At 58.1% G+C, this 21,963-nt stretch carries 20 protein-coding genes; 7 read left to right on the top strand and 13 right to left on the bottom strand.

Annotation, left to right across the window (positions count from 1 at the left end; genetic code table 11):
- Positions 1–4: 4 nt before the first annotated feature.
- Complete coding sequence (gene cysZ, locus CLH62_RS13030; protein ID WP_099618872.1) at positions 5–754, bottom strand: sulfate transporter CysZ; 750 nt, start codon at positions 752–754, stop codon at positions 5–7.
- 97 nt (positions 755–851) lie between these two features.
- Here cysZ and CLH62_RS13025 point away from each other — a divergent pair, with 97 nt between their 5' ends.
- Positions 852–1,256: a VanZ family protein gene (locus CLH62_RS13025; RefSeq protein WP_099618871.1), complete on the top strand. Its 405-nt coding sequence runs from the start codon at positions 852–854 to the stop codon at positions 1,254–1,256.
- A 449-nt stretch (positions 1,257–1,705) separates the two neighbouring features.
- Here the strand turns inward: CLH62_RS13025 and CLH62_RS13020 are convergent, their stop codons facing one another.
- A complete protein-coding gene (locus CLH62_RS13020; RefSeq protein WP_099618568.1) occupies positions 1,706–2,359 on the bottom strand; it encodes a class I SAM-dependent methyltransferase in 654 nt (217 codons plus the stop codon).
- 133 nt (positions 2,360–2,492) lie between these two features.
- Here CLH62_RS13020 and mnmH point away from each other — a divergent pair, with 133 nt between their 5' ends.
- The 5 genes from mnmH (at position 2,493) to CLH62_RS12995 (ending at position 7,080) form a co-directional block, all read left to right on the top strand.
- Positions 2,493–3,596: a tRNA 2-selenouridine(34) synthase MnmH gene (mnmH, locus tag CLH62_RS13015; protein ID WP_099618567.1), complete on the top strand. Its 1,104-nt coding sequence runs from the start codon at positions 2,493–2,495 to the stop codon at positions 3,594–3,596.
- Between the two features lie 144 nt (positions 3,597–3,740).
- Entirely contained in the window at positions 3,741–4,574 is an 834-nt protein-coding gene (locus CLH62_RS13010) for a mechanosensitive ion channel family protein (protein ID WP_099618566.1), read from the top strand.
- A gap of 161 nt (positions 4,575–4,735) precedes the next feature.
- Complete coding sequence (locus CLH62_RS13005; protein WP_099618565.1) at positions 4,736–5,293, top strand: aminoacyl-tRNA deacylase; 558 nt, start codon at positions 4,736–4,738, stop codon at positions 5,291–5,293.
- An 84-nt stretch (positions 5,294–5,377) separates the two neighbouring features.
- Positions 5,378–6,673 (top strand): FAD-dependent monooxygenase, encoded by a 1,296-nt coding sequence (locus CLH62_RS13000; protein ID WP_099618564.1) that lies wholly within the window; start codon positions 5,378–5,380, stop codon positions 6,671–6,673.
- A gap of 41 nt (positions 6,674–6,714) precedes the next feature.
- Positions 6,715–7,080 (top strand): histidine triad nucleotide-binding protein, encoded by a 366-nt coding sequence (locus CLH62_RS12995; RefSeq protein WP_099618563.1) that lies wholly within the window; start codon positions 6,715–6,717, stop codon positions 7,078–7,080.
- Positions 7,081–7,228: 148 nt separating this feature from the next.
- On the opposite strand, the gene phoU is transcribed toward CLH62_RS12995, so the two are convergent.
- The 5 genes from phoU to CLH62_RS12970 all read right to left on the bottom strand — a co-directional run bounded on the left by phoU (position 7,229) and on the right by CLH62_RS12970 (position 12,741).
- A complete protein-coding gene (gene phoU / locus CLH62_RS12990; protein ID WP_099618870.1) occupies positions 7,229–7,951 on the bottom strand; it encodes a phosphate signaling complex protein PhoU in 723 nt (240 codons plus the stop codon).
- 33 nt (positions 7,952–7,984) lie between these two features.
- Positions 7,985–8,872 (bottom strand): phosphate ABC transporter ATP-binding protein PstB, encoded by an 888-nt coding sequence (gene pstB / locus CLH62_RS12985; protein WP_099618562.1) that lies wholly within the window; start codon positions 8,870–8,872, stop codon positions 7,985–7,987.
- 11 nt (positions 8,873–8,883) lie between these two features.
- On the bottom strand, positions 8,884–10,161 hold the full coding sequence (pstA, locus tag CLH62_RS12980) for a phosphate ABC transporter permease PstA (RefSeq protein WP_099618561.1): 1,278 nt from the start codon (positions 10,159–10,161) through the stop codon (positions 8,884–8,886).
- Entirely contained in the window at positions 10,154–11,542 is a 1,389-nt protein-coding gene (gene pstC / locus CLH62_RS12975) for a phosphate ABC transporter permease subunit PstC (protein ID WP_099618560.1), read from the bottom strand. Before pstC ends, pstA begins: the two co-directional genes overlap by 8 nt.
- Positions 11,543–11,691: 149 nt before the next feature.
- Complete coding sequence (locus CLH62_RS12970) at positions 11,692–12,741, bottom strand: substrate-binding domain-containing protein (RefSeq protein ID WP_099618559.1); 1,050 nt, start codon at positions 12,739–12,741, stop codon at positions 11,692–11,694.
- Positions 12,742–12,934: 193 nt separating this feature from the next.
- Here CLH62_RS12970 and CLH62_RS12965 point away from each other — a divergent pair, with 193 nt between their 5' ends.
- Positions 12,935–13,339, top strand: coding sequence for an acyl-CoA thioesterase (locus CLH62_RS12965; RefSeq protein ID WP_099618558.1), 405 nt, complete (start codon positions 12,935–12,937; stop codon positions 13,337–13,339).
- A 3-nt stretch (positions 13,340–13,342) separates the two neighbouring features.
- Here CLH62_RS12965 and CLH62_RS12960 read toward each other — a convergent pair whose 3' ends face one another.
- From CLH62_RS12960 to CLH62_RS12935, 6 genes are all read right to left on the bottom strand, one after another.
- Positions 13,343–14,335: a dihydroorotate dehydrogenase-like protein gene (locus CLH62_RS12960; RefSeq protein ID WP_099618557.1), complete on the bottom strand. Its 993-nt coding sequence runs from the start codon at positions 14,333–14,335 to the stop codon at positions 13,343–13,345.
- Positions 14,328–17,924, bottom strand: a complete 3,597-nt coding sequence (gene nifJ, locus CLH62_RS12955) for a pyruvate:ferredoxin (flavodoxin) oxidoreductase (protein WP_099618556.1) — start codon at positions 17,922–17,924, stop codon at positions 14,328–14,330. Before nifJ ends, CLH62_RS12960 begins: the two co-directional genes overlap by 8 nt.
- Before the next feature lie 53 nt (positions 17,925–17,977).
- Positions 17,978–18,877, bottom strand: a complete 900-nt coding sequence (locus tag CLH62_RS12950; protein WP_099618555.1) for a cation diffusion facilitator family transporter — start codon at positions 18,875–18,877, stop codon at positions 17,978–17,980.
- A complete protein-coding gene (locus CLH62_RS12945) occupies positions 18,877–20,193 on the bottom strand; it encodes a hypothetical protein (protein ID WP_099618554.1) in 1,317 nt (438 codons plus the stop codon). Before CLH62_RS12945 ends, CLH62_RS12950 begins: the two co-directional genes overlap by 1 nt.
- A complete protein-coding gene (locus tag CLH62_RS12940) occupies positions 20,187–20,732 on the bottom strand; it encodes a sigma-70 family RNA polymerase sigma factor (protein WP_099618553.1) in 546 nt (181 codons plus the stop codon). The genes CLH62_RS12945 and CLH62_RS12940 overlap by 7 nt, the downstream gene beginning before the upstream one ends.
- Before the next feature lie 101 nt (positions 20,733–20,833).
- Positions 20,834–21,958, bottom strand: a complete 1,125-nt coding sequence (locus CLH62_RS12935; protein WP_099618552.1) for a tRNA-queuosine alpha-mannosyltransferase domain-containing protein — start codon at positions 21,956–21,958, stop codon at positions 20,834–20,836.
- Positions 21,959–21,963 lie beyond the last annotated feature (5 nt).

Raw genomic sequence — 21,963 nt, 5'->3', positions numbered from 1 at the left:
CCGATTAATTTCTGGTCGCGCCGTTTTCACGCACCCAGTAAGCCGTAGCCCCACACACCGCCGCCGGCACCACAAACAGGTTCAGAACCGGCACCATGGCCGCCAATGCCACTGGCAGACCAAAGCCGAATGCCGACAACCGCGTATCACCCAGCAAACGGCGCAACGCCGGGAAACTGACCTTGTGGTTGTCTGCGGGATAGTCCACATACTGCAACGCCATCATCCAGCTATTGAAAAGAAACCACAGAACCGCTGCAACCAGATTAACAACCGGGATCAGACCGATGACAAGCAGTCCGATGGCACGGGGCAGGTAGTAGAGAATTTTCTGTACCTCGCGCCACAGCGCGCGTGGGATATCCTTGATGATCGTTGCCCAGCTGTCGTCGGTGTTGACCTCCTGACCAGTCAGGTGTTTTTCGGTCAGCTCGGCCAGATATCCATAGAATGGGGAGCCAATCAGATTGGCAACGATCACAAAGCCATACGCCAGCATCAGCAGAATGACAGCGCCATAAAGAATCCAGAACAGCCAGTCCAATGCCTGGAGCCAGGCCCAGTCCGGCAGCCAGCCCATAGCGGCGGCAATCAGGCCCGCAAAAAGCTCTCCCAGAAAGAAGAACAACACGCCGAAAAGCAGGATATTGATGACAAGTGGAATAACGACAAACAGACGCAAGCCGGGCTGACGAATCAGGCGGAAACCTTCACCCAGATAGCCCAGTCCACGAAAAAAATTACCTTTGAGCATCGCTGGCAGGACCTCCGCTTCCATGACAATGACGGGGCGCAAAGCATATCATGTTGCCAACATTCCCACAGCCCAGGAACTCTCAGGGACTTCCCCGATGGAAACACTGAAACAACAATTGACCAGCCTGCTGAACTATCGCGCTCTGTGGCGAGTAGCCTTTGTGATATCCGTGCTGGCCATCGGGTTCCTGGCGACAACGAATAATCCGTACCCGGTGCCCTCGTCATCCAACGACAAGGTTAACCACCTGGTCGCCTTCGTTGAGCTCACCATCCTGACCCGTCTCGCCTGGCCGGATCTTCGGGCCATCTGGTATGCACCGGCACTGCTGGCCTTTGGTCTGGGCATTGAGGTCATTCAGGCGAACCTGCCGTACCGGGAGTTTTCCCTGGCCGACCTGGTCGCAGACGGCGCCGGAATCGCCATAGGACTCCTCCCCTGGCCCGGCATCCCGAAGGCAGGAAAACCGGACCTGAGAAATTCGCCCGAATCGTTGTGAGATATTTCCTACAAGCACGTGCGATCTTGCAGTGACGTGACGTACGCGGGGGCATTCGCTGATACTCAGAAAAACCTAAACTATTGATAATAATATCTTTTTGTTTTTAGCCCTCCTGGATCCAGTTACAGCGCACGCACAATTCACACGATTGTCAAAATTCAACTGATATAGTCCTTACATCAAGGATGACAGGGAAAGGGATAACGCACTGGATGCACCCCGGCAAGGAATGCAGGGAGAGGCAAGGACACAGGGACGCCTCGCTTAAGGGATAATTATGCGGATAGCCGGCTCGGATGCCGGCACCACGGAGTGGCTCAGGGATCTCGCAACATGGCTGTTGCCCAATGCGCATGGATGCGCCGACCTATTCCGACAAAGGGTGACCTCAGGGTTGCCCTTTATTTTTGTGGGCCAAACTGCTTTGCGCCAGCCCCCTTGCGCACTCACTCCCCGGCCAGATAAATCCGCACCCGGTTAAACTCCTCGAATTCGTTCAGATCCGGCCAGGTTCGGGCTTCAACAGTAGTCTGCTCACGGTACGCGTTATCGCCCAGAACCTTCATTCGTGAATCCGCCAGCAGCACCCTGGGCGCTGCCTTGCGAAACACCTGCAGCAATGGCCGGTTCTCCGGGTCGTAGAGCACATCCGCCGCGGTCACCACATCCAGCCCATCGGGTCGACTCTCCCAGTCATTGCACAGGGTAATTGAAACGCCATTGAGTTCAGCATTGGCCTGGGCCGCATTGAGGGCGGCAGGGTCGACGTCACAGGCAATCACTTCGCTGGCACCGGCAAGAGCTGCGGCGACGGCCACGATGCCGGAGCCTGAACCAAAATCCAGAACCCGCTTGCCCGCCACCCACTGGGGATTGTCCAGAATCCAGCTGGCAAGCACCTGGCCGCTGGCCCAACAGAACGACCAATAGGCCGGTTCGGCAACGACGGCCTGGGCTTCCTCATGGGACAGCGGACCCTCAAGTACCATCGGGTCGAACAGATAAAGAGCAATCCGCTGACAGCCGGCAGGACGTGAAACCGCAACCCGGCCTTGGGTGAGAGTTTTACGCAAATGCTGATTCAGGCATTCCACTGACATGTGCAATCGAGCCCCGATCTAAAAAAAGGGGTCATTGTAACGGTGTCCCGGGCCGGAAACAGGGCCCGGCAAGCAGAAAACTCACGTTTCCGCTATACTGCCGCCTTCATCTGACAACCGGTTAAACGCTGAAATGGCAAGCAGACCCGACACCGACGACTACCTTTCCCTGTTCCTCAATGACGTGCCCCTCATGGACGTCCGGGCACCGGTGGAGTTCGCCCGGGGCAGCTTTCCGAATGCGGAAAATGCGCCCCTGATGAATGATGAGGAGCGCCATAGGGTTGGCATCTGTTACAAGGATAAAGGCCAGGACAAGGCCATTGAACTGGGGCATCAACTGGTCTCGGGCGACATCAAGGCCCAGCGCATTGAAGCCTGGAAACGCTTTGTCGCCCGCCACCCTGAGGGCTACCTGTTCTGCTTCCGGGGCGGCCTGCGCTCCCGGCTTACCCAGCAATGGATCCGCGATGCCGGCATTGACTACCCACTGGTACAAGGCGGGTACAAGGCCCTGCGCCGCTTCCTGATCGACAACCTGGAAGCCCGGATTGAATCCGGCGAATTCCGAATCCTCAGCGGTCGCACTGGAACCGGCAAGACCCGGGTTCTCAAGCAGCTCCCCAACCCAGTGGACCTTGAAGGCCTGGCCAACCACCGAGGCTCCAGTTTCGGGCGGCAAGTTACGCCGCAACCCTCCCAGATTGACTTTGAGAACCGGCTCGCCGTCGCCATGCTCAAGGCCCATCATCTCGTTGGCGGCCCTGTCTACCTGGAAGACGAGAGCCGCATGGTCGGTCGCTGTGCGCTGCCCGAATCGCTCAGGGCAAGGATGGCCGAATCACCCCTGATGACCCTTGAGCAACCGCTGGAAGAGCGCATTACCATCATCCGCCAAGACTATGTTGAGGGTATGTTCGCGGATTACGTCAACCGGGATGGCGCCGAGGCCGGCTGGCTGAACTTCCGGGACTACCTGCTCAGCGCCCTTGACCGCATTCGTAAACGACTGGGGGGCGAGCGACACAAGCAGCTTCGCAACCTGATGGAGCAGGCGCTTACCGAACAGGAAGCCAGTGGCCGGACAGAGACCCACAATGCCTGGATTCAGGCGTTGCTGCAGGATTACTACGACCCCATGTATGACTACCAACTGAGCCAGAAAGAGGGGCGAATTCTTGTCCGCGGGGGCCCGGAAGCAATTCTGGACTGGGCCAGAAACGCCTCTGCTGCGTAAGCAATTACCCCAGAAAAAATTCCGTTGCGATATACGCCTGTCAGATTTGTTTGCTATAACCAGATGTAACCAATTACGACTGTCCCTGGATTTTCTCAACTAATCCAACACTATTGAAAGACACCAACGAACCAGGAGCCCACGATGGAAGACCTACTCGGAGCCGAAGGCCGCGCTTCAGAGCTTATTGATCAGGCGATGACCCTGATTATGACTTATGCACCGAAAGTGGTGCTGGCCATCATCACCCTGGTGGTCGGCCTCTGGCTTATCACCCGGTTTGTCGGCGTACTCGACAACAAACTGGGCAAAAAAGATCCAACACTTAACAAATTCCTCTGCGGCCTGATCGGCGCGATCCTCAAGATTCTGCTGTTCATTTCTGTTGCTTCCATGGTCGGCATTGCCACGACCTCCTTCATTGCCATCATTGGTGCTGCCGGTCTGGCGGTGGGTCTAGCCCTTCAGGGAAGTCTCGGAAATTTCGCCGGCGGCGTGCTGATCCTGATCTTCAAACCGTTCAAGGTCGGCGACACCATCGAAGCCGAGGGATTTCTCGGCGCCGTGCGGGAAATAACCATTCTCTACACGATTGTCGACACCTTCGATAATCGCCGCATCGTTATTCCCAACGGCAGTCTTTCCAACGCCACACTGGTCAACGTCAGCTACTACGACACCCGCCGTTGCGACATGACCTTTGGCATCGCCTATGGCGATGATATCGACAAGGCCCGGGCTGTGATCAAGCAGCTCCTGGACGAGGACGAACGGGTACTGCCTGAGCCGGAGCCGAGAATTTCGGTGGGTTCCCTGGGCGACAACTCGGTCAACATCATCGTCCGGCCCTGGACCAAGACCGACGATCTCTGGCCGGTTTACTGGGACATGCACGAGCGGGTTAAGAAAGCCTTTGACAAGGAAGGCCTCACGATCCCGTTCCCGCAACGGGATGTTCATCTCTACAAGAGCGAGTGAACCGGTTCGCATTGATACATCCGGTTACTCGCAAACTGCGCAACCTCAACTAAGCTGACCATTAATGGCGGGGTTTTCTGACCCCGCCAGGCCATCGGGGCCAGGCAAACCAATATTCGCAGGCTCCGTAACGCTGTCATTGCTGGTAGGAGGTTGTCACTATGCCGGTACAGCAGTTGAAGGAATTCCTCGAAGAGGCAGGTGTGGAATACATGTGCCTCTCTCACCCTCCTGCGTTTACCGCCCAGGAACTGGCCCACCACGTAAAGATTGCCGGCGACCGCGTCGTCAAAACAGTGATTATCGAACTGGATGGCAAAATGGCCATGCTGGTAATGCCGGCTACCTGGCGCATCCGTTGGGACAGGCTGTCCCGGATCCTCGATACCGACTTTCTTGACCTTGCCGATGAACAGGAATTCCAGGACCGCTTTCCGGATTGTGAAGTGGGCGCCATGCCACCGTTTGGCAATTTGTTCGGCATGACCGTTTACTGCGCCGAGGCTCTGACAGAACAGACCGAATTGGCTTTCGCGGCCGGCAGCCACACCGAATCGGTTCACATGAAAACATCGGATTTTCTCACCATGGTTCAGCCAATGGTCCTGAACCAGGGGTTTACCAAACCGGGAACCCAGAAGCCCGCATGGCTGATCAAAAATCGCCGCCGGCCTGACGACGCCGCGAAACAACGGATATCCGGCATGGCAGGATACTGACACTTTAATTATGCCGGCTTGATCCCGATCTCTTGTCTGACCGCCGTCATCGCGTAAACTGAAGGCATCAGACAGGAAACCGATATGACTCAAGCCTTTGATATTGTGGTTGTTGGCGCCGGCATGGTCGGTGCTGCCCTGGCCACCGGCCTCGGCCAGAGTGGCTTCAGTGTCGCCGTTGTTGATCGGGCTCTCCCGCCCGCCTTCGACCCGCAAGCCAGCCCGGATATCCGGGTATCCGCCCTGAGCGCCGGAAGTGAGCGCTATCTTCGCGGCCTCGGTGCGTGGAGCAACATCCTTGATATGCGGGCAACGCCCTACCAGCGGCTTGCCGTGTGGGATGAAACCCGGTCTCCACTTCAGAACCTCGTGCCCCGGAAACTGAGTGAAGTTGAATTCGACGCAACGGAGCTGGGCGCACAGCATCTGGGCCATATTGTCGAGAACTCGGTAACCCAGCAGGCGCTCTGGCAGACCGCCGAGGCGGAGCCACTGGTTACCCTGATTCACGGACACGTTATTTCAGCACTGGACCAATCGAGTGAATCGGCCACCGTAACTCTGGATGACGGTCGCGAACTCACCGCAGCCCTGGTGATCGGCGCTGATGGTGCCCAGTCCCAGGTCCGGGATTTCGCCGGGATCGGCACCACCAGGAACCAGTACGACCAACAGGCCATGGTGATCTCGGTGCGCTACCAGGGGGCAGTGGAAAACATTACCTGGCAGGGCTTCCACCCCTCCGGCCCCCGGGCCTTCCTGCCGCTGCACAGTGCCGGCCCGGACTACCCGGGTGAAAGCTGGGCCTCACTGGTCTGGTACGATGCGCCCGAAAAACTGGCCCGCCTGAAGGCACTGGTCGACAAAGAATTGATGGCCGAAATCCAGTCGGCCTTCCCTTCGTGCCTGCCGCTACTGACCCATATCGACGCCCGGGCCTCGTTCCCGATCGCCCGGCAGCACGCCAAACATTATTTCGCCGGCAGGGTCGTTCTGGCCGGCGATTCCGCCCACACCATCAATCCGTTGGCGGGCCAGGGCGTCAACCTCGGTTTCCAGGACGCCCAGGCCCTTCAGGATGTTCTCAGGGAAGCCAGGCGAGCAGGCGACGACTTGGCTGACCGGAGATGGCTGAACCAATACGAGCACCAACGCCGCCCGGCCAACCGCCGGATGATGCTGACCATGGATCTGTTCTACCACCTGTTCAGCAATCAGATTCCGCCCGTACACCTGCTCCGGAACCTCGGCCTCAGCGCCGCCCGCGCCCTGCCCTTCGCCCGCAACCGGGTTGCCCGCTATGCCATGGGCATCGATGAAGAACTGCCGGCCATTCTCAAACAGATCACTGCCCGTATTCCAGGCCTGAACCAGCTTTAAAACCAGAAAACGACAATCAGGAAAACCAGAAAGGAGCCACCATGTCAGAGACGATTTTCACCAAGATCATCAACCGGGAAATCCCGGCCGACATTATCTACGAGGACGACATCAGCCTGGCGTTCAATGACATCAATCCCCAGGCGCCAGTGCATTTCCTGGTGATCCCCAAGAAGGCCATTGCAACGATCAACGACATTACCGAAGACGATCGCGAACTGGTGGGGCATCTGTACCTGGTGGCCGCGAAGATTGCCAAGGAGAAGGGGTTTTCGGACGACGGCTATCGGGTTGTCATGAATTGCGGAGAAAATTCCGGGCAGACGGTGTTCCATATCCACCTGCACGTGCTGGCCGGCAAGCCTTTGGGCTGGCCGCCTTACACAGACAGAATGAAACAAGCCTGATAGCAATGGTGTAATCGGCTGGCTGGAGGCCCTGTTCAGAACACGCCCGCAAGTACATCCCTGTAGGGCTCGGTCGGGCCATCCCTGGCCCTCCACGGTTCTGAACAGGGCCTCTAGCCAGCCTCGACCAAGCACCCAGGCCAAACGATCAGCGGCCGACGACTTTCTCAGCTTCTTCCACAGGCGTATGACGAACGTCCTCGCCTTTGACCATGAAGATCACGTTCTCGGCAATGTTGCAGGCGTGGTCACCCACCCGTTCCAGGGCACGGAGCACCCACATCACAGACATGCACCGTGAGATGTTGCGGGTGTCTTCCATCATGAAGGTCAGCAAGGTCCGGGCGGCTGCCTGATATTCCTCGTCGACCCGTTTGTCTTCCTTCATGATCCTTAAGGCCTGCTCGGAATCCAGCCGGGCAAAAGCGTCCAGGGCATCGTGGAGCATGCTGAGCACGTGGCCACCGATGTGGCGTACTTCTACATAACCGCGCGGAGCCTGGCCTTCCTCGGTTAATTTGAGAGCCAGCTTGGCAATCTTTTTCGCCTCATCACCGACACGTTCCAGATCAGCCACCATCTTGATGACGGAGATTACCAGGCGCAAATCCCTTGCGGTGGGCTGACGACGGGCAATAATGAGGGTTGCCTCTTCGTCGATTTCTACTTCCATCCGGTCGACTTTCTTGTCGTTGGCGCGGATTTCGTCGGCCATCTTGCCGTCGCCATCCATCAGAGCCTGAATGGCGTTCTCGACCTGGGCTTCAACCATGCCGCCCATTTTCAGAAACTCGGTTTTGAGCGCCATCAGTTCATCATTGAACTTGTTGGAGATGTGATCCCCGTAAACGTCATCCTTCTTTGTAGGCATACTGTTGTTCTCCAAAATTCCTCAGATCCGGAATCAGCCGAAACGGCCGGTGATGTAAGATTCAGTCAGCTCATGTTCCGGCGAGGTGAATACCTTGTTGGTCTCGTTCACTTCCACCAGATGCCCCAGGTGGAAATAAGCCGTGCGGTGGGATACCCGGGCCGCCTGCTGCATCGAGTGAGTCACAATAACAATAGTATAGCTCTCCGACATTTCGGCTATCAGCTCTTCCACCTTGGCGGTCGCGATGGGGTCCAATGCCGAGCAGGGCTCGTCCATCAGGATCACTTCCGGGCTGACGGCGATCGCACGAGCGATACAGAGACGTTGTTGCTGACCACCTGACATGCCGGTTGCAATAGCATCGAGGCGATCCTTGGCTTCATCCCAGAGGCCGGCTTTACGAAGACTGTTCTCAACAATCTCGTCAAGATCGGATTTACGATTGGCCAGGCCATGAATACGGGGACCGTAAGCTACGTTGTCATAGATGGACTTGGGGAAAGGGTTAGGCTTCTGGAATACCATTCCAACCCTGGCCCGCAACTCCACAACATCACGCTTCGGGTCGTAAATATCATGGTCGTCAATGGCCAACTGACCCTTGACCCGGCAGATGTCGATACTGTCGTTCATCCGGTTCAGGCACCGAAGAAACGTTGATTTACCGCAGCCCGACGGACCGATAAAGGCAATGACTTCGTTACGGCCAATATCCAGACTGATATTCTTGATAGCCCGGTCCTGGCCATAGAACACTTCGACGTTACGAAGTTTGAACTTGGGATCGTCCGAAAACGGATGACCCACGGTCTTTCCTTCCTCAATAACGGTTTCTGCCGGCCTCTCTTCCTGCACCGGAACAATCGTTTCTTCAGGCATATCCGCTTCGCTGGTTACGGTTGGATTCATAGTATTCATAAATAATCTCCTTACCACCGACGCTCAAGACGTTTACGGAGCCAGATGGCCAGTGCGTTCATAGTGATCATGAAGGTGAGCAGCACCATGATGCCGGCGGAAGCCAGTTCGACAAAGCCTTGTTCGGAGCTGCTGGCCCAAAGGTATATCTGTACCGGCAGCACTGTCGCTGAATCGAGAAAGCCGCCCGGCACATCCACGATAAAGGCCACCATGCCGATCAACAGCAACGGGGCTGTCTCCCCCAGCGCCTGGGCCATTCCGATGATGGAGCCGGTGAGCATGCCGGGCATCGCCAGGGGTATCACGTGATGGAGTACCACCTGCATCTTGGAGGCGCCGACACCTTCGGCAGCCTCCCGTATGGAGGGCGGCACGCTCTTGATTGCCGCTCTTCCGGAAATGATGATGGTTGGCAGCGTCATCAACGCCAATACCATACCGCCCACAACGGGGACCGAACGTGGCATGCCGAAGAGACCAATAAAGACCGCGAGGCCAAGCAGACCAAAAATGATCGACGGAACTGCGGCCAGGTTATTGATATTGACTTCAATGAAGTCGGTAATCTTGTTCTGGGGCGCAAATTCCTCCAGATAAACCGCGGCTGCGATACCGACCGGAAACGCAATAGCCAGCGTAACCAGCATGGTCAGCAGAGAACCGACAATGGCTCCGAGAATACCCGCATTGGCGGGCTCCCTGGAGTCCCCCCGACTGAACAGCACATCGTTGAAGCTGGTGTCGATAATGCCTTTTTCCAGCAGTTCATCCACCCAGCGTTGTTGCTGTTCAGACACTTTGATGCTGTATCGGGGGTTGTCCGCGTGCTTGACGTAGACCGAAACCCGATCATGCGCCAGAAATTCGAACGTCTGGGTTGTATTCAGAAGTTCCGGGTTGTCCTTCAACAAATCCCGGATCTGGCTGGCCCCATAGGTGCCGATCAATCGCCCCAACTCTCGTTTCTCGGCCGCACTGTCAGCCTCCGGAAGATGCTCCTGCAGGGCCGCAATGATTGGCGCAACAAAGTCAGCCATGGACAGCTGATCCTCGTCAGTGGGATCGTCCAGATACATCATTTCGGAATCGAGAGCCACATCCAGGGTAATAGTGGTCTTGACGAACCCTGTGTGCCCTTTGTTGATAATATCTGCAAAGAGAATAGCCAGGGAGGCAAGGGCAATGAATATCGCCAGCATGCCGTATAGGCGGAACCGGCGTTCCTTTCGATAGCGGCGCTTAAGGGAGTTGCGGACAATCTCCGCCTGAGAACGTTGATCAGTCATACTGTTCCCTATATTTGCGAACGATCTTCAGTGCGATGACATTGAGCAGCAGCGTAACAAGGAACAGCAGCATACCCAGCGCGAATGCAGACAGGGTCTTGGCACTGTCAAACTCCTGGTCACCCACCAGCAATGTCGCCACTTGCACGGTCACCGTCGTTACCGATTCCAGCGGATTGGCTGTCAGGTTGGCAGCCAGGCCCGCCGCCATCACCACAATCATGGTCTCGCCGATGGCACGGGATGCTGCCAGCAGGATGCCGCCAATAATGCCCGGTAGTGCTGCCGGAAAAATCACCTTTTTCATGGTTTCAGACTGTGTAGCGCCCAGCGCCAGGGAACCGTCACGCATGGACTGGGGGACGGCATTGATGACATCGTCTGACAGCGATGAGACAAACGGCACAATCATGATGCCCATGACCAGACCAGCGGCCAGTGCACTCTGGGAAGAGGCCTCCAGGCCCACCGCTTCCGCGAGATCACGAATAAACGGAGCTACCGTCAATGCGGCGAAAAAACCGTAAACGACGGTCGGAATGCCCGCCAGCATTTCCAGCACAGGCTTCGCGGTAGAGCGCACCCGCTTGCTGGCGTATTCGGACAGGTAGATCGCTGACAACAGGCCAACGGGCACTGCCACCAGCAGTGCAATGGCGGAAATCAACAGGGTGCCGGTAAACAGCGGGATTACACCGAACGCCCCTTCAGAACCCACCTGATCGGCCCGCAAGGCTGTCTGGGGACTCCAACTGGTGCTGAACAGAAAGTCAGAGATCGGTACTCTGCCGAAAAAACGCACGGTCTCAATAATGACCGAAAACACGATACCCGCAGTGGTCAGCACCGCCAGCGCCGCGCATACAAAGAAAATACGACGAAGCGTTGTCTCTACATTTACTCTTGCGTTGATGTGAGGCGAAACGCGGGTCCACGCAAACGCAGCACCGGAAACCGCAACAAGTAAAACCAGAGCGGCTTTAAAGTTTCCACTCTTATTTTCCATTGCCTCAAGCACAGACGCTGCTCCGGCAATATGCTCTGGCACAAATTCCGGATTAAGCTTTCCTGCTGCGACGTTACTGATCTGAGAAAGAATCAGGCTCGCCTGTCCCGGGGATTCAGGCCATACATCCTGCGGCAGCGATGCGATGACGATACCCTGGATAACCTTGCCTTCAAAGCCGGCCCAGGCTGCAAGAACAAGCAGGGCGGGGATGGCACACCAGAGTGCTGCCCGCGCCGCATAGTAGAAGGGAAGAGCTTTAAGATTCCGGATGCCGCCCAGGGGCGCTGCCACGGCCCGGGATCGCATATAAGCGAGGCCATAGGCAACCACGGCGAGAACCAGAACCAGGGGCAGAAGATTAGCCGTCTGCATATCAGTCTCTGTATTGATGGCTTGAAGTTGGCTCGGCGTCTATTTTGCCAGTTTGCCGCACAAAAATATTCACACAAATGTAACAAAGGAACGCGGACCTCAAGGCCCGCGTTCCTTTTTCGTCATCCATAACGTGCCCTGCGAGAACCTTACAGTTCTTTGCCGGTCATCGGCTGCAGTTCCTTGGCTCTCTTGGCAATCTCCATACGCTCGTTGCGCGGGCTCGGAATCAGACCTACGTCAACCAGGTAGCCGTTGTCGCCCCAGGCGCCTTCGCTGGTAAATTCGGCCACGTATTCCTCGATACCCGGAACAACACCAACGTGTGCCTTCTTAATGTAGAACCACAGTGAGCGTGCAACCGGGTACTCTTCGCTGGAGATAGCTTCCGGAGTCGGCTCAACACCATTGATGGTGACTGCCTGGATCTGGCCAGAGTTTTCCATCAGGAAGCTGTACCCGAAGATACCGTAGGTGCCCGAATCCTGTGCCAGACGCTGAACAATCAAGTTGTCGTTCTCACCGGCTTCGATGAACGGTCCGTCTTCACGCATGGAGTGGCACACGGATTTCATGTCGCTCTTGTCCATCTTCTTGATGAAATCGTACTGCTTGCAGCCACCCTGCATGGCGATTTCAACAAAAGCGTCACGGGTACCGGAGGTAGGAGGGGGACCCATTACGCTGATGGCCTTGTTCGGCAGGCTGGAGTCAATGTCGCTCCACTTCTCATAGGGGTTGGGAACCAACTTGTCGCCGCCGTTGGGGTCGGGGACTTCCTTGGCCAGTGCCAGGAAAATCTGCTCCAGAGAGAAGTCAACCTTGGCTGCGTCTTTGGAGTTGGCGATAACGATACCGTCAGCACCGATACGCACTTCGGTGATTTCCTTGACGCCGTTGGACTGACAACGCTCAAATTCGCTTGGCTTCATGCGACGGGAAGCGTTGGTGATGTCCGGGTGCTGGGTACCAACACCTTCACAGAACAGCTTCAGACCACCACCAGAACCGGTCGATTCAAGTTTTGGAGTCGGAAAGTCGGTGTTACGGCCAAAACGCTCGGCAACCACGGTTGCAAACGGGTAAACCGTGGACGAGCCCACGATGTTGATGGTGTCGCGTGCCATGGCCGGGGTAGATACAGCTGCAATGCTGCCAGCAAGGGCAACAGTCGTCAGAGCGGTCTTCAGTTTCATCACGTCATGTCTCCATTTTTTGGTTTGGACGTTCTGTCGGATGTGTTTTACCGATGGGTGCAGACTAATAGCACTCTGTGACAACTTTGTTACAGCCTCTGAAATATAGTCCGGAATGTTCAAATTTGCTTGCAGCGACGCTTCAGCCCGTTACCATGCGGGTTAAAACAATTCCAGGCTCGCAAAAGGCAGTACTATGACCACGTATGACGATGACAAGCCCACCCCCCGTGGTGAACTGACGCTTCAGGTAGTTCCCCTTCCCGTCGATACCAATGCCAATGGTGATGTCTTCGCCGGCTGGCTGGTCAAACAGATGGATATCGCCGCCGGCACCATGGCCGGGCGCATTTCCCAGGGCCGCAATGCCACCGTGGCCATGGACCGGATGGAGTTTCTCTCGCCGTTACGGGTTGGTTCGCAGGTGGGCTGTTATTGCGAGCTGGTGGATATTGGCCGCAGCTCCATGAAGATCAATGTCGAGGTCTGGACCCTGGACCGCACCTCGAAGAACCCCCGCAAGGTGACCGAGGGCCTGTTTGTGTACGTGGCCATTGATGAGCATGGAAGGATCCGGGAAGTGCCGGAGCAAAGTCTCTAAACGCTATTTCCAGCCATGCAAAAGACGAGCGTAGTTCAAGCGCTCCCAGGTTTGGGCATTGGGCGCATTGTCCAGTGAAAGAGCACCGCGGGCTTCCGTCAGGGTGCTATAGCCCATCGCCGACAGACGTTGGTTCATTTCGTCGGTCATTCTGGCCAGCGCAGGTGGCCCTTCCGCCAACAGCGCAGACACCACCTGCACCACCGTCGCGCCGGACAGTATGGCCTTGGCGGCGTCATCGCCGCTGTGAACACCTCCCGAAGCGGCCATTTCCAGGGTGGTCCGGTTGAACAGCATCGCCATCCCGTGCAGCCGCAGGGGCAGTTCGGCGCTGGTGGACAGCACCACTTCACGGCTCAGCTCCAGTTCATCCAGATCGATATCCGGCTGGTAGAAGCGGTTGAACAGGACCAGGCCCCGGGCCCCCGCAGCTTCCACGCCTGCGACGAAAGCCGGTAGTGCGGAATAGAAGGGCGACAGTTTGACGCTGACCGGAATCGTGACTTGCTCTACCACCGAGCTCACTACCTCAAGCTGGCGCTCTTCCAGGGTGACGGCGGTATCGGACGGGTCCGTGGCCAGATCATAAAGATTGAGCTCGATGGCCGATGCGCCGGCGTCTTCCAGCTCCCGGGCATGCTGGGTCCAGCCGCCGGGGGAAATGCCATTGAGCGACGCAACCACGGGCACATCCAGCGCGTTTTGAAGCTGTTCCAGGCGCTTGAGGTAGCTGCTGGAACCCATTTCAAACACTTCGGATTCGGGAAAGAATGAGCGTGCCTCGGCATCCGTGTTAATGCGGGAATCGATAAACCGGTGCGCCGCCATCTGCTCCGCCACCAGCTGCTCCTCGAACAATGAATGCATCACGATGGCTCCGGCACCAGCTTCCACGCAGGCCTTGAGAGCCTCCAGGTCGTCAGTGAGCGGGCTGGCGCCAACGACCAGGGGCGAGCGCAGGTTTAGCCCGAGCCATTGGGTTGCCAGGTCAGTCATGTCGGTCGCGCTCCTTGTTGTGGTCGGATTCCGGGTGTTCATGGGGCTCAAAGTGGATGCCTGCCAGTTGCTTATACAGCTCGCGCTGTTCTTTCGCCGCATCGCTGGCCGCAGCCGCCAACTGCTCATAGCGCTGCGGATCCCTCAGTTCCAGCATGCGGAAGCGCGCTTCCTCCTGCATATAAGCTTTCATGGGCACCTTCTGGCGCACGGAATCCAGCTGTAGGGGTGGCAGACCCTCGTGAATGCGGCGGGGATCGAAGCGGTAAATCGGCCAGGCCCAGCTGTCCACCGCCCGCTTCTGTTGCGCCGGGGAATGCACCAGATCGTAGCCGTGGGCAATGCAGGGGCTGTGGGCAATAATCAGCGCCGGGCCATCAAAGCTTTCCGCTTCCTGCAGGGCTTTGGTGGTCTGGTTGCTGTGAGACTGCATGGCAATCTGGGCAACGTAGACATGGCCATAGCTCATGGCCAGCAGGCCCAGGTCTTTCTTGCGGGTTTCCTTGCCGGCGGCGGCAAACTTGGCAATCGCGCCCATGGGCGTGGCTTTGGATTGCTGGCCGCCGGTGTTGGAATACACCTCGGTATCCAGCACCAGCAGTTTGAGGTTCTGGCCAGAGGCCAGGGCATGGTCCAGACCACCATAGCCGATGTCGTAAGCCCAGCCGTCTCCGCCAATCACCCACACGCTCTTCGGGCACAACTCGTCCGCCAGGCTGGTAAGTTCCTGTGTCTCCGGGCTTTGCTGATTCGCCAGCCAATGACGCAGCTGGCCGACCGCTTCCCGCCGTGCGGCCATGGCGGTTTCGTCGAGAGTGGGACAAGGGCCGGTCAGGGCGCTGTAGAGTTCATGGGGCAACCGGTCTTTCAGGCCGTCCAGCAATTGCCGGGCCCGATCCACCAACTTGTTCAGCCCCATTCGCATGCCCAGACCCAGTTCAGCAGCATCCTCGAACAGCGAATTGTTCCAGGTTGGGCCCCGACCATCCGCATTCACCGTATAGGGCGTGGTCGGCAGGTTGCCGCCATAGATGGAGGAGCAGCCGGTAGCATTGGCAATCAGCAGCCGGTCGCCCAGTAACTGCGTGAGCAGCCGAATGTACGGTGTCTCGCCACAGCCGGCGCAAGCGCCGGAGTACTCAAACAGGGGAATCAGCAGTGGCAGCGACTTGAAGTCCCGGGGAATGCGGTCCCGGGGAACATCCGGCAGGCTACGCAGGAACGCCAGGTTTTCCGCCTCCGCTTCCCGGTGTTCCTCCAGCGGCCTCATGTTGATCGCCTTGCGCTTGGGCTGGGAGCGATCCTTGGCGGGGCACACCTCCACACACAAACCGCAGCCTGTGCAGTCTTCCGGCGCCACCTGAATCCGGTAATCCAGCCCGTCCAGTTCCGGGGTATGGGTTTCGGGCACCGCCTCGAACGTCTCGGGCGCATCCCTGACAGCCTCCGGCTCGAAGACTTTGCTGGTAATGGCGGTGTGGGGGCAGATCATTGCGCAAAAGTTGCACTGCACGCAGAGATCAGACTCCCAGATCGGAATTTCCAAGGCAATGCTGCGCTTCTCGTATTGGCTGGTGCCGGTGGGCCAGGTACCGTCCGGTGGAAAGGCACTGACTGGCAGCTTGTCGCCCTGACCCTCCATCAGCAGGCGGGTGACCTTCTGGACGAAGTCCGGCGCACCCTCCGGAACTCTTGGCGGGCGAGTGCGGGTTGCCGTCACCGCCTCCGGCACAGTCACTTCGTGCAGGTTCTCCAGGGCGGAATCCACCGCTTCAATATTGCGGCGCACCACCTCCGGACCGCGCCGGCCCCAGGTCTGGCGAATAGATTCCTTGATATGGGCAATGGCCTCATCACGGGGCAGAATATCGGCCAGGGCGAAGAAGCACACTTGCATGACGGTGTTGATACGTCGTTCCAGACCGGCTTTTTCGGCCACCTCGGCGGCATCAATCACGAACAGATGGGCCTTGCGCTCCACCAATACCCGCTGGACCTCCACGGATAACCGGTCCCAGACCTGCTCCGGTTCCCAGGGCACATTGAGCAGCACCGTGGCACCCGGAGCCGCATGCTCCAATACATCAAACCGCTCCAGAAACTGCGGCGCATGCACGGCCACAAACTGGGCCTGACGAATCTGATAGCTGGAGCGGATCGGCAGCGGCCCGAAGCGCAGGTGTGAAACTGTTGTGGCGCCGGATTTTTTAGAGTCGTAGACGAAATGGCCCTGGGCAAACAGGTCCGTGCCCTCGCCGAGGATCTTGATGCTGGACTTGTTGCTGCTGACCGTGCCATCGGCCCCCAGACCAAAGAACAGCGCCCGGCGGGTTTTCGGTGACTCGATATCCAATCCGCTATCCACATCCAGCGACAGGTGCGTCACGTCATCGCGAACACCCACGGTAAAGCGGGTTTTCGGTGAGGCCTCCTTTAACTGATCAAAAACCGCGCAGACCATGGCCGGGGTGAACTCCCGGGAGGACAACCCGTAACGCCCGCCGATCACTCGGGGCAACACTTGCCGGTCGCCCCGGCTATAAGCCTCCATCAGTGCCCCGCTGACTTCCAGCAATAACGGTTCGCCCTGGGCACCGGGCTCCTTGGTCCGGTCCAGCACCGCCAGGTGTTTCACGGTATCTGGCAGTGCCTGCAGAAAACGGTCAGTGGAGAAAGGCCGGAACAGGCGCACCTTGAGCACGCCGACCTTTTCCCCCTGCCCCATCAACCATTCCACGGTTTCATGGGCGCACTCGGCACCGGAGCCCATCAGAATAACCACCCGCTCCGCCTCCGGATGGCCCACGTAATCGAACAGCTGATATTGGCGACCGGTGATTTCAAAAAACCGCGCCATAACGTCTTCTAAACGTTCGGGAAACGCCTGATAGAACGGATTGGTCGCTTCCCGGGACTGGAAAAAGGCATCCGGGTTCTGGGAGGTACCCCTGACCACCGGCCGGTCCGGCGTCATCCGGCGGTTGCGGTGTGCCTCCACCCCGTCGTGAGACACCAGCCCCTGTAAATCCTCGTCACTGAGCGCAATGATCTTGTCAATTTCGTGGGAGGTGCGGAAGCCGTCAAAGAAGTGCATCACAGGTATACGGCTTTCCAGGGTCACGGCGTGGCCGATGGCGGCCAGGTCCTGGGCTTCCTGCACCGAGCCGGATGCCAGTAGGGCGAAGCCGGTGCCCCGGGCAGCCATGACATCGGAATGGTCACAGAATATCGACAGGGCGTGGGTGGCCACACTGCGGGCGGCAACGTGCATGCAGAAAGGCGAGAGTTCGCCGGCTATCTTGAACAGGTTGGGCAGCATCAGCAGCAGCCCCTGGGAGGCGGTGAACGTGGTCACCAGTGAACCCGCCTGCAAAGCACCATGCATGGCGCCGGCAGCCCCGGCTTCGGACTGCATTTCCACCACGCCGGGCACCTGGCCCCAGAGGTTGGTTTTGCCCAGGGCGGCCCAGTCATCCGCATGTTCACCCATCACCGACGCCGGAGTGATCGGGTAGATGGCAATGGTTTCACTCAGGCGATAGGCCACCGAAGCCACGGCTTCATTGCCATCCAGGGTTTGGAACGCCATTGCCACCACTCCTTGTTAGAACCGTCAGACTGCTTTGAGTCTAGGCGCAGCCCCTAGCAGCCGCAAGCGGTGGGACAGTTTGCCGCGTAGGCCTCGGTCTCCGGTTGCAACACCGTGTGACGGATTTCAAAACGCTCGTGCAGCATCTCGGTGGCCAGCGTCAGCAGGCGGTCACGATCGATGTCGTCGTCCGCCGTGACCAGGTGAGCAGTGATGGCGTTGTCACTAGTGCTCATGGCCCAAACGTGGAGGTCGTGCACAGACACCACCCCGGGCAGTTCCAGCAGCGCCGTTTGTACTTCCGCCAGATCAATCTCTTCCGGTACACCATCAAATAGTAAATGCAGGGAACGTCGAAACAGTGACCAGGTGCCCACCACGACTACCAGGGCGATCACCAGGCTCATAACCGGATCAATCCAGCCCCAGCCCTGCCACAGATAAACAGCACCGGCTATCACCACGCCCAGGGACACCAGGGCATCAGCCGCCATGTGCAGGAAGGCACCACGGATATTGAGATCGCCTTTACTGCCGGCCAGGAACAGCCAGGCGGTAGCCGCATTGATCACCACACCGATACCGGCAACCACCATAACAGTGCCGGCTGCCACCGGGGATGGCGTTTGCAGACGCTCAAACGCCTCCCACCCCAGGGAACCCATGGCCACCAGCAGAATCACCGCATTGGCAAAGCTGGCCAGGATCGACCCCTTGCGCCAGCCATAGCTGTGACGCATGTTGGGGTGCAGTTGCGCCGCACCAAAAGCGGCCCAGGCCAGCAACAGGCCACCCACATCACTGAGATTGTGGGCCGCATCCGCCAGCAACGCCAGCGATCCGGCCTGCCAGCCGTAAAAGGCCTCAATCACCACAAAGGCCACATTCAGTGTCACCCCGATGGCGAAGGCGCGGCCAAAATTCCGGGGGGCATGATCATGCTCGTGGACCATCAGCGCCTTCCCTCAAGCTGGCCCGGATATCCATAAACCGGCGCAAAGCCGCCACCCGGGGTGCGGAAATTCGTGGTCTGGCCCTGGTACAGACGCGCTGCCAGCCACTGCACTTGCCGATTGTAGACATAGTTGCGCACATCAAATTTCAGCGCGGCACCGTCATCACCCGGGGCCACCCTGCGTTCACCGGGCATCACCAGCGCCTGTGCCACATAGTTCCCCGCCAGGATCTCGCCCCACACCCGCCTGGTCAACTTGTCGCCCCGGTAAGCCGCCTTGCTGCCATAACCAGAGGCGGGCTTAAAGAATAATCGCCGCCGCTCGCTCCACAACCGCTCGGCATTGTCAGGACTAACCAGCTCCGTCTGCGGTATCCCGCGCAACAAGACTTCCCGCAAATGGGCAGGCACCCCCAACGATACCAACTCGGTTTCATCGGTCAGAAGAGCCAGGTTACGTTTGTCAGCATACAGGGCGTGGGCTCGTGGATTCGGCGTCAGCACTGCCGCGTCTTCCAGAAGAGCGGAGCGTAATACTTTGTGCGCTGGCTGCTCTAACAGAAAATCCGTCAACCGGTTATAGACCAGATCGATAGCGAGCTCGCCGTGCCACAACCGACCGTTCCGCAACGCCAGCTGCTCAGGGCCAACAATGACCGAGGTAATGCCATGGCGTTCGAACAGACGGCGGAACAGGACAAACTCGGGATACAGATATTGGCTCTCGGGGACCTCATCTACGATGGCGATGGAAGATAACGGGCGCTCCTGGCCAGCCAGGGCCCACTCCTGCCGGAACATCGCCACAATGTCCTGTTCCAGATTCAGCACAGAGGCCAGGGTGGGCACCAGTGTTTCCATCTCTGGACAGCAGGCCCGTTGGGCTCGTGCCATAATCGCGTTAAGCATGGCGCCACCGGCATTGGTGTTGATCTCGATCAAGCCCAGGTTTTGGCCCCGAACGTGAAAATCAAAACCAAGAAACACGCCCGTTGATTCGCCTTGTGCGTGCTGACTGACTTCGGAGCATCCTGCCAACACCCGCTCCTGCCAGGCGGGCAGGGAAACCACTTCTTCAACAGCTTCAACCACCTCGGTCATACGCTGTATCTGAGCCTGCGCCAGAAACACCGGCCGGGAGGAAAAGACATAGGGGCAGCGCTCACGCACCAGCTCGGCCAACCCGGCGTCACCCAATTCACTTTCCAGCGCAGTTTTGAGCGCTTCTTCATCCAGGCTCAGGCAGAAACACTCGTCATTGAGACGCTCCATTCCCAGCCCTTCCCCGTTTAACGATTGCGACAGGTTCAGCATTTGGAACCATCCGACTCGCCGTGGCAACAAACGTTGCCCGAGCCATCCAACACCACATCGCAACGCTTCGCCAAAGCCTCCCGCAGGCGCTCTCTTGCTCTGCGGATCCTGGCTTTCGCGGCGGCGAGCGAAAGGTCTCTGGATTGTGCATAGGCCTCCTGAGACATCGAGCCCAGATCGCAGGCCTGAAGTATGTCGCGGTCGTTCTCGGCCAAATCCGGGAGGGTCCGGTTGATGCAGGCATCCAGTTCATCCACCGGTGCCCGCTCCGGTGCGCGTTCATCCGGCAAGTGATCCGGAACCGGCACCCAATGTTTGCGTAGACGATGGTTGTCGGTGAGCGCGTTGCGGGCAACCCGGAACAGCCAGGCCCGGGGGTTCTGCAGGTCACAGAACCCCTGCCCCTCGCGCATGGCCTTGAAGAACACATCCTGCAGGACATCGTCGGCCATCGCCGGCTCTTTGATCTGACCGATCAGGAAGCCGCGAAGTTCAGCCTGATGGTCGTGCCACGCCTTTAATACACAGTCAAATGTCATCGAATCAGCCATCCTCGAACCACTTATTAGTTATTATGTCTCGAAACAGAGATCCCAACCCTTGAGCGGCGGTTTTTCTCGAAGATGGTGCCATGAAAGATTCACTGTTCAGTCTGGATAAGTTCGTCAAACAGGGACTGATACTCGCCCGCCAGCACTGACCCTCGCCAGGCATCTGGCTGACAGTGAGAGGGCTGTCGCCGCAAAAGACTTTCCAGGCAATCGGCCGCCGCCTCGGCTTCCGCGCCTGCATCCTGTTCATGGCTCTTGTATCGGCAGGAATCCGGCACGTATTCACGGTAGGCCAGCCGGTCTGGTGCCAGCGGCACACAGCCTGATGCCATGGCCTCCAGCATCGACAGTCCCTGGAAATCGTGCAGGGCCGTTGAGACAACAATATCCGCCCGCGCCAACAGCTGGTCATAGTCGCCCCGACTCTCTAAAAAGCCCCACTGCTCCACCCGGCTCTCGAACTGGCGATGGATCTGATCAAATGCCTTTGGGTGGTTCCGGAACCGCTCGCCCACTACACTCAGCCGAAACGGAATGGATCGTCGGTCCAAAGCCTGCAAGAACTTCAACAGGCGTTCAGGGCCTTTGTCGTATTCCCAGCGGTGATTCCAGAGCAGATGGGGACAGGCCCAATTTACCGGGCCCGGACGGTCGGCAAACAACCGGTCTTCAATCGGCACGGGTATCACCCGGGATTTCTCGCGCAGGCTGGCAATCAATCCGTCCGGCACTCCGTCGGGCATGGTATCGAGGAAATCCCAGGCGCCGTTCAGAAAACTGTCCCGGTTCCAGGCGCTGTTAAACACCACACAGTCCGCTGAAATGGCGCTGTAAAGGTTCACCATCTGGGGGTCCAGACTGGCATTCTGTTTACTGGACACAGGGAAGGCAAACTGGTTTTCATGCATGTAAAGCAGGCACGGGATCTGGGACAAACCTGGGTGGAAACTCCGTAGTGAAGCGAGATCCACCATGGAGGTGGCAATTACCAGATCCCATGGCTCCTTTAAACAGGGCTCATTTAGCCAGCTCAAAGGATTGCCCCGAATGCGCCACCGGAAGAATCTCGGGGGCAACGCCAGGGTATGCCACTTATACTCGTGGAACAGGCCCGTAAGCTGGTCCCGCCAGCGCTGGTGGCTGGCTGCGTCATAGCCGGACAACAGCAGGATACGGGGCCCATGAGCCGGGCTCTCAAATCTCGAATCTGCCATGTCCG

The sequence above is a fragment of the Marinobacter guineae genome, from assembly GCF_002744735.1.
Taxonomy (GTDB): Bacteria; Pseudomonadota; Gammaproteobacteria; order Pseudomonadales; family Oleiphilaceae; genus Marinobacter; species Marinobacter guineae.
Note: the sequence above shows the minus strand (reverse complement) of the source record. Positions and strands in the feature narration are given on the sequence as shown.

Excerpts from the sequence above, each read along its gene's own strand:
- cysZ (WP_099618872.1), bottom strand. The coding sequence starts at position 754 with ATGCTCAAAGGTAATTTTTTTCGTGGACTGGGCTATCTGGGTGAAGGT.
- CLH62_RS13025 (WP_099618871.1), top strand. The coding sequence starts at position 852 with ATGGAAACACTGAAACAACAATTGACCAGCCTGCTGAACTATCGCGCT.
- CLH62_RS13020 (WP_099618568.1), bottom strand. The coding sequence starts at position 2,359 with ATGTCAGTGGAATGCCTGAATCAGCATTTGCGTAAAACTCTCACCCAA.
- mnmH (WP_099618567.1), top strand. The coding sequence starts at position 2,493 with ATGGCAAGCAGACCCGACACCGACGACTACCTTTCCCTGTTCCTCAAT.
- CLH62_RS13010 (WP_099618566.1), top strand. The coding sequence starts at position 3,741 with ATGGAAGACCTACTCGGAGCCGAAGGCCGCGCTTCAGAGCTTATTGAT.
- CLH62_RS13005 (WP_099618565.1), top strand. The coding sequence starts at position 4,736 with ATGCCGGTACAGCAGTTGAAGGAATTCCTCGAAGAGGCAGGTGTGGAA.
- CLH62_RS13000 (WP_099618564.1), top strand. The coding sequence starts at position 5,378 with ATGACTCAAGCCTTTGATATTGTGGTTGTTGGCGCCGGCATGGTCGGT.
- CLH62_RS12995 (WP_099618563.1), top strand. The coding sequence starts at position 6,715 with ATGTCAGAGACGATTTTCACCAAGATCATCAACCGGGAAATCCCGGCC.
- phoU (WP_099618870.1), bottom strand. The coding sequence starts at position 7,951 with ATGCCTACAAAGAAGGATGACGTTTACGGGGATCACATCTCCAACAAG.
- pstB (WP_099618562.1), bottom strand. The coding sequence starts at position 8,872 with ATGAATACTATGAATCCAACCGTAACCAGCGAAGCGGATATGCCTGAA.
- pstA (WP_099618561.1), bottom strand. The coding sequence starts at position 10,161 with ATGACTGATCAACGTTCTCAGGCGGAGATTGTCCGCAACTCCCTTAAG.
- pstC (WP_099618560.1), bottom strand. The coding sequence starts at position 11,542 with ATGCAGACGGCTAATCTTCTGCCCCTGGTTCTGGTTCTCGCCGTGGTT.
- CLH62_RS12965 (WP_099618558.1), top strand. The coding sequence starts at position 12,935 with ATGACCACGTATGACGATGACAAGCCCACCCCCCGTGGTGAACTGACG.
- CLH62_RS12960 (WP_099618557.1), bottom strand. The coding sequence starts at position 14,335 with ATGACTGACCTGGCAACCCAATGGCTCGGGCTAAACCTGCGCTCGCCC.
- nifJ (WP_099618556.1), bottom strand. The coding sequence starts at position 17,924 with ATGGCGTTCCAAACCCTGGATGGCAATGAAGCCGTGGCTTCGGTGGCC.
- CLH62_RS12950 (WP_099618555.1), bottom strand. The coding sequence starts at position 18,877 with ATGGTCCACGAGCATGATCATGCCCCCCGGAATTTTGGCCGCGCCTTC.
- CLH62_RS12945 (WP_099618554.1), bottom strand. The coding sequence starts at position 20,193 with ATGCTGAACCTGTCGCAATCGTTAAACGGGGAAGGGCTGGGAATGGAG.
- CLH62_RS12940 (WP_099618553.1), bottom strand. The coding sequence starts at position 20,732 with ATGACATTTGACTGTGTATTAAAGGCGTGGCACGACCATCAGGCTGAA.
- CLH62_RS12935 (WP_099618552.1), bottom strand. The coding sequence starts at position 21,958 with ATGGCAGATTCGAGATTTGAGAGCCCGGCTCATGGGCCCCGTATCCTG.